At 35.7% G+C, this 6,248-nt stretch carries 10 protein-coding genes and 2 pseudogenes; 6 read left to right on the forward strand and 6 right to left on the reverse strand.

What is annotated here, in order from left to right; translation table 11 throughout:
- The first annotated feature begins 85 nt into the window (after positions 1–85).
- The 5 genes from SAGCYANO_RS38215 (at position 86) to psbU (ending at position 3,217) form a co-directional block, all read left to right on the forward strand.
- A complete protein-coding gene (locus tag SAGCYANO_RS38215; RefSeq protein ID WP_375340073.1) occupies positions 86–811 on the forward strand; it encodes a DUF3120 domain-containing protein in 726 nt (241 codons plus the stop codon).
- 197 nt (positions 812–1,008) lie between these two features.
- Complete coding sequence (locus SAGCYANO_RS38220; protein ID WP_202224809.1) at positions 1,009–2,001, forward strand: adenylate/guanylate cyclase domain-containing protein; 993 nt, start codon at positions 1,009–1,011, stop codon at positions 1,999–2,001.
- 228 nt (positions 2,002–2,229) lie between these two features.
- On the forward strand, positions 2,230–2,364 hold the full coding sequence (locus tag SAGCYANO_RS51070; protein ID WP_375340075.1) for a zinc ribbon domain-containing protein: 135 nt from the start codon (positions 2,230–2,232) through the stop codon (positions 2,362–2,364).
- On the forward strand, positions 2,321–2,449 hold the full coding sequence (locus tag SAGCYANO_RS48560; protein WP_255502863.1) for a hypothetical protein: 129 nt from the start codon (positions 2,321–2,323) through the stop codon (positions 2,447–2,449). Before SAGCYANO_RS51070 ends, SAGCYANO_RS48560 begins: the two co-directional genes overlap by 44 nt.
- Positions 2,450–2,788: 339 nt before the next feature.
- A complete protein-coding gene (psbU, locus tag SAGCYANO_RS38230) occupies positions 2,789–3,217 on the forward strand; it encodes a photosystem II complex extrinsic protein PsbU (RefSeq protein WP_202224791.1) in 429 nt (142 codons plus the stop codon).
- Positions 3,218–3,436: 219 nt separating this feature from the next.
- Here the strand turns inward: psbU and SAGCYANO_RS38235 are convergent.
- From SAGCYANO_RS38235 to SAGCYANO_RS51075, 5 genes and pseudogenes are all read right to left on the reverse strand, one after another.
- Positions 3,437–3,677: pseudogene (locus tag SAGCYANO_RS38235) on the reverse strand (IS1634 family transposase); the annotation flags it as partial.
- 104 nt (positions 3,678–3,781) lie between these two features.
- Positions 3,782–4,201, reverse strand: a complete 420-nt coding sequence (locus tag SAGCYANO_RS38240) for an IS1634 family transposase (RefSeq protein ID WP_375340074.1) — start codon at positions 4,199–4,201, stop codon at positions 3,782–3,784.
- A 423-nt stretch (positions 4,202–4,624) separates the two neighbouring features.
- Positions 4,625–4,870 (reverse strand): hypothetical protein, encoded by a 246-nt coding sequence (locus SAGCYANO_RS38245; RefSeq protein WP_202224793.1) that lies wholly within the window; start codon positions 4,868–4,870, stop codon positions 4,625–4,627.
- A 27-nt stretch (positions 4,871–4,897) separates the two neighbouring features.
- Positions 4,898–5,053, reverse strand: coding sequence for a hypothetical protein (locus SAGCYANO_RS38250; RefSeq protein WP_202224794.1), 156 nt, complete (start codon positions 5,051–5,053; stop codon positions 4,898–4,900).
- Between the two features lie 45 nt (positions 5,054–5,098).
- Positions 5,099–5,239 (reverse strand): annotated as a pseudogene (locus SAGCYANO_RS51075) (DUF4277 domain-containing protein); the annotation flags it as partial.
- 152 nt (positions 5,240–5,391) lie between these two features.
- Here SAGCYANO_RS51075 and SAGCYANO_RS38260 point away from each other — a divergent pair.
- Positions 5,392–5,604: a hypothetical protein gene (locus SAGCYANO_RS38260; RefSeq protein WP_202224795.1), complete on the forward strand. Its 213-nt coding sequence runs from the start codon at positions 5,392–5,394 to the stop codon at positions 5,602–5,604.
- A 38-nt stretch (positions 5,605–5,642) separates the two neighbouring features.
- On the opposite strand, the gene SAGCYANO_RS46665 is transcribed toward SAGCYANO_RS38260, so the two are convergent.
- A complete protein-coding gene (locus SAGCYANO_RS46665; RefSeq protein WP_237397093.1) occupies positions 5,643–5,798 on the reverse strand; it encodes a hypothetical protein in 156 nt (51 codons plus the stop codon).
- Positions 5,799–6,248 lie beyond the last annotated feature (450 nt).

A 6,248-nucleotide genomic window follows, 5' to 3' on the forward strand; every position in this document is an offset into this window, starting at 1 on the left:
ATAAAAATGCCCCAGGAGGGGATAATAAATATGTATGATATATTAAATTACATAAAGTTAAGTAAAAAATTTTAAAAATACCTTGTTGAATAATACTTTATTTGCTAAATTCACAATGCTTTACCCAGAAAAATTGGGGACAAATTTCTTTTTCGGCGTTGCTGAAAAAATTAGAATCAACCAAAAATGGGCTGTGTTTTGTACTGCCATATTTCTAGTGTCAGTGCCAGTCTTTTTTCAAGCTCCAATGGTACGTCAACTACCTTGGTTAAGTTTGGCTATGACAGGCTTTTGGTTATGGCTAAGTTTAAAACTACTTAAAGATAGAGATACCCATATATGGGGCGATCTATTATTGGGATTTACTTGGAGTTGGTTCACAGGCTCAATCTACTGGGGTTGGCTACGAGAGGAACCACTACTCCATTTACCAGTTGAAGCGATATGTGTACCTTTTGCTTTGTGGTGTTTGGCGCACAAAAAAGAAATGATAGGTAACTGTTTTTACCTTGGTTCTCTACTAGGTACAGCAGTTACAGACGGATACTTCTACATAACTGGCCTTATTCCTTATTGGCGACGATTAATGATTGTTGAACCAGATATGGCCTTAGAAGTATTCCAAGATGCTTTAACTCAAGTGCGTACTTCCTGGGGAATAACTTGGATATTTGTTTTAGTGGGAGTTCTATTGCTTTTTGGTATTCTACCTTTGCAATCAAGAAAATTATACTTTTGGGCGTTTGGAGCAGCAGTATTAAGTACAATTTTAGTGGACAGTCTATTTCTATTAGCTGCTTGTTTAGCCTAATAAATATAAGTAAGATAGTCAGAGGGGGTGCATGAGAAGTAGAACTCAGTAATAATCCTGTAAAAACCTATGCTATTTTAGGGACAATAAGTTTATAACTAATTATTACTAATATATTTAGTTAAATAGAGAATTCACACAAGCTCTAAACTTGTGTTACCGTGAGTGCCACTGTCGTGATTTTGCAACCTCCTCATATGCTCCTTCGTACCGAAGCAGGCGATCGCTACCTACCTCTAGTAGGAAGTAATTGTTGGACTATTGGTAGAGGTAGAGATAACACTTTTGTCCTGACTGATAAATGGATATCCCGTAACCATGCCATGATACAAAAGATGGACAAAGGAGATTTTTATCTGATTGACTTAGGCAGTCGTAATGGTTCTTTTGTAAATAGTCGTCGTGTTAGTATTCCTGTGGTCTTAAAGGATTCCGATCGCCTACTATTTGGTCAAACAGAACTAGAATTTAATTGTCCAGACCTAGTAATGGACACAGAGTCTGGCATAGATGGTGATTCTCAAGATTTTACATCTACCTTACATGTTCGTCGCCTAATATCAGTGATGGTAATGGATATCCGAGATTTTACAGTGCTGACCAGAAAACTGGACGAGAGAGTATTGTCTGAAGTTATTGGTAGTTGGTTTCGACAAGCAGGGGATATTATTAGGAAGAATGGAAGTTGGGTAGATAAATATATTGGTGATGCTATTATGGCTGTTTGGTTTCATGGAGCTGACGGAGTTAGTAGTGTAGAAATGATTCGTATTTTTCAAGCTCTCCAAGATTTATATGAAGTAACAACAGAACTAAGTAGGACATACCCTTTACCGTTTCCTTTAAGGGTAGGAGCAGGAATAAATACAGGTTATGCAATGGTGAGTAATGCTGGTAGTAGCGAACGCTCGGACTATACTGCTTTGGGAGATACTGTAAATGCAGCATTTCGCCTAGAATCATCTACTAAAGAAATTGGTATGGATATTGCTTTGGGAGAAGGTACTTATCAGTATATTTGCGATCTAGAAAATGTGCATCAAATATTTAAGCAGTATCAAGTAAATCTGAAAGGCTATGATAGTCCAATTATTACTTATGGTGGTACTTTTAATAATCTCAACACTTTTTGGGCAAAAAATTGTTCTCTGCAAAAAATAAAAATTTGTTTTAGATCAAATCAACCATAACTTTTCAGATGTAGAAATTATGGTTTTTCCATCCATATAGTTACGATCCGTCAAGCAAAAGCTTAGATTATAGATGTGCCAAATGTATAAACTCAAGAAAAAACTGTGTGGTTTAATATCCCACGATATTTCTTACTATGGGACATATCCGTAGATCGTTAACATCAAAAGCCTTGGAATTAACTGCAACACAGCATGATAAGATAACTGGGAGAAAAAGCAAAAATAATTGTTGATAGATGGTTTCCTAGCTCTAAAACTTGCTCTAGCTGCGGGAATGTTTTACATTCTCTGTCTTTGTTAGAGCGTGTTATGAAGTGTGAAGATTGTAGTTTCACCTGTGAAGCGAGACTTGAATGCTAGTTTAAATCTAGCTATAGCGGGTAGTTCGTCCGTGACGCTCTGTGGACTGGTGAGTGCCGACACTGCCAGAATGAAGCAGAAATAGAACAGGCTAGCGCGAAAATCATAGATTTTTACAGATAGTTGTAGGTTTCTCAGAACTGCTTAATAGTCTATGACTAAATTTGTCTTGTTGGACAAAAATATATCTCCCAAAGTTTCTATAGGATTAGAGCAAGGAAGAGATAATTTGCGAGACTTTTAAGCAGTGAAAACCGACAAGTAGAAAAATTATTTTCATAGACTTTCTGAGTCTGGAGAATAGTAAGCTGCATCATGCAGTAATTACTTGATTAACCCACTAACAATTAAGTAAACTGTTTAAATTTCTACAGTTTAATTTTTACCCTACTGTGTATATCAATAGATGAGGAGAAATAGAATAATGAAACAAATAGGCTTACTGCTAGCAATATTAGGGTTATGTCTAGGTTGTGTAGGATTAATGCCATACCATCAAGCTTATGCAGGTAACTTAAGTTTAAGTATATGGCCTTCAACATCAATTCTAGCAGTAGAATCTGGAAGGGTTAACAAGGCAGACAGAAAATTAGGAGAGATTGGAGAGAAGCTCGATCTTAACAATAGTCCTTTACGAAGCTTTCGGAAATACCGGGGAATGTTTCCAACTATAGCTTCGATGATAGTAGATAATGCTCCTTACGAAAATGTGGAGGATGTACTAGCAATTCCCGATCTAACTGAAAGACAGAAAAATCTTTTAGAAGCTAACCTTGAAAATTTTACAGTGACTCCACCTGCTGATGTTTATATTGAAGGTGACTATAGATTGAATACTGGTTCATACGACTAAGATTAGCATAGACTAAACTCTCCGGCATTAGTCAATTTTCCATGCTGCTATGTAATACTTGAATACTTGATTGACATACTCCCGACGTTGTGCTTATGCGACAACGCGGGATTTTTCAGCCAGATAATATCGTGTGCTCCCTCCGGGGGAGCTACGAATTACTGAACTTTATACTATTATTCAATTGTTGATTATTTTCATGCTCTACCTGCTTTGGTCTCAAGTTTTTCCACTGAGTAGATAGTATCTTTGACAACTTGGAGGAAAAAACTTTAATAATTCGCTCACGTTCTGGAGTTAAATTAGATATGCTCTTAACTCCAGAATTAATCAATAAATGAATCGACTGAAAACATTGAAATATCCAGCGTAAAGTTGGTCTATTAGTAGGGCAACCTAATTGATTTTTTACAGTAGATTTAGTCCGGTTTAAAGTTTGACGCAGTTGACGTTGCCCTAATACCAAATTGATAAATATTTGCTACAAATAGCTAGGATATTTCTTAGGAGTCAGGAGTCAGGAGTCAGGAGTCATAATTAATAGCTTTAATACCATTTTTAAGGTCATAAATCATTCTTTTTGTCAAAGGACATATCCTGCATTTGTCTTTTTATTCCTCTTACTATTCGTAACATTCTTTTTTCAAATTGGTATAAGGCGTAAACTAATAAACATAAGCCCATAATTAACTCTAAAGCTTCGATTCGATCAGGGGATTTAAGGAAAATACTATCAGTTAAAAATAGGGGGTCTTTGAGAAACCTAAAACCCCTCTCAACAGATTGTTGCTCCTTGTATTTAGACAACATTTCTTCTGTAGTTAGTTCCATCTTATCCAAAACATTTGTTGTCAATATAAATCGACCTGCTTGTTTTTTTTCTAGTTCTATTTTTGACTCTCTTAAGCTCACTTTAACTTGGATTTCATCAGGAAAATTTGAATCAGATTTCGAGTCTACTTCTTGAACATTAATTTGTTTCAATTAGTGATATAAAAGTTTTTTAACAGCTTTCTTGTTGCTGTTTCTGCATCTGGTATACAAGCAAGTTTTTCAGATTTTAAGCTGCGGAGTTGTTTGTTAACTTCAACTCGTTCTTTCTGGATTTTTTCTCTAGATTTTTGTAAGCATTCAGCTAGCTCGCATTTCCGTTTGTCATGCTGCGCAAACAGCTATCAGCTTTTATTTGAATCAAGCAAATACTAAGGTTAGCGGACAGAAATATTTCATTTCGGTCCGAATGCTGCGCAAACAGAACTTTTAATTCTCCTTGACTACTAATTCCTTCTTCCAAGATAATGAGTTAATAACTCATAGCTGATAGCTGATAGCTGATAGCTGATAGCTGACGGCTGAATACTTACAGATTTTTCAAATCTGATTCTCGGCGTAGTTGACTTTCAACTATTAACCATCTCTGTTGAATTCCACCGTAACTTTTTGAGATTTCTTGATATTTATATCCTTTAATCTGACTCGGATCAAATCCGACCCATCTATTTCTTCAACTAGCTTGTGAGCTGCTTTTATACGAACCGGGACTCGGCTTAACCATTTAATATTTGTGAGTAACTGTAGATTTTCGTATTGATATAAAGCACTATCTGCCACCATTAAACTGTCAAAATTTAACTGATTTTTAAACTCCTTCATGACTTTGACAAATTGTTTTTGGTCCGATTAATTTCCCGACCCAATTCTCATCCACAATGGCACATCTCCGTCGTTCGTACAAATTAAATTCATCAGAAATTGTTTTAAGTCGGGTCGTTTATCTCTCGAATATCCATAGGTTATTCTCACAGTTTTTGGTTCTAAATCTTCGCATTTATTCATCCTCGTATCTCTGATAATCTCCATGGACATGAAATGAACTTGAATCTAGACTGCTTCTAACACCACAGACATGAAAATCTGATTTAATCCTGTGCCATACAGTTGGTCTAATACCCGACCTAATTTATCATCATTAAAATACTCTGTTTTGACCCCTTTTCCGATTAAATGTTCTATCGCTTTTCCCTCAAAAAATTTACGATCGAAAGTTTTTGAGAATTGGTATTATATCAAATCCGGTGGGGTTGCACATAGAATCCGGTTATATAATATCTGTTTATAATTTCTTAAATTACTTCAACATTAGACATCTCCTTCATGCATAGTAGGGACGTTCCATGGAACGTCCCTACTGTAGTTTTGCTTGTGAAGATATGGTTCATCAATTTGAAAAGCACTGTAAGCAGGTGAAGGTAAAATTGAAAAACTTATCAGGAAAGGCAGCAGAGCTGTTTGCGCAGCATGACAAACGGAAACGGAATTCTGATTCCTGCCTTCTTTATGCCCGCGTTCAAAGGGAACAAGGGTTTAATGAAGTCAGTAGTCAGTAGAGGCGATTTCCCACCATGGAAACGCAAATGAAGTAATGTTAGCGTGCTCCTCCACCTTTAGTACCGTCTCCAGATGTACCATTATCATCTGGTTTATATCCTGTAAGAACAGACGATCTTAAAACATAGGTATCAACATCTGTGTAAGTATGATTAGAGTTAGAGTAATGGTTAACTTCAGATAATGCCATCACTCTTGCTGGTGTTATGATACCTAAGCTTAAAGTGAGGGTTGAGAAAGCTATGTTTTTGATGGCAATTAGTAGTATAGCATTCATAAAAGTTATCCCCTGATAGTAGAGCGAGATCAAAGATTATCTAGATTGATTAGCTTGCTAGAAAAGTGGCGCTTTTTCTTATATTGTGCTTTTAAATTGCACATATTTATTAAAAATTTGGCTACTCATTGGTAGCTATGAATGGCAAATCAAATTACTAAAATTTTTAAATTATATATCTATTATATCAGTAGATACACAGATGTATATACGATATTTTGCTTAATAAAATTCATAAAATGGCCAGTTATTCAGTATAAATGCGGAAAAAAATTATTAAGATAAATACATTGATAGCCAAGTCGATCGGGATAATTATATAGAGTCAGGAGTTTGGCGTTGCAGGGGAAAAGAATTGCTTATATA

Source organism: Okeania sp. KiyG1 (genome assembly GCF_014132355.1).
Classification (GTDB): Bacteria; Cyanobacteriota; Cyanobacteriia; order Cyanobacteriales; family Microcoleaceae; genus Okeania.

Coding starts and splice junctions, on each gene's coding strand:
- SAGCYANO_RS38220 (WP_202224809.1), top strand. CDS start 1,009: ATGCTCCTTCGTACCGAAGCAGGCGATCGCTACCTACCTCTAGTAGGA.
- psbU (WP_202224791.1), top strand. CDS start 2,789: ATGAAACAAATAGGCTTACTGCTAGCAATATTAGGGTTATGTCTAGGT.
- SAGCYANO_RS38245 (WP_202224793.1), bottom strand. CDS start 4,870: ATGAAGGAGTTTAAAAATCAGTTAAATTTTGACAGTTTAATGGTGGCA.
- SAGCYANO_RS38250 (WP_202224794.1), bottom strand. CDS start 5,053: ATGAATAAATGCGAAGATTTAGAACCAAAAACTGTGAGAATAACCTAT.
- SAGCYANO_RS38260 (WP_202224795.1), top strand. CDS start 5,392: ATGGAACGTCCCTACTGTAGTTTTGCTTGTGAAGATATGGTTCATCAA.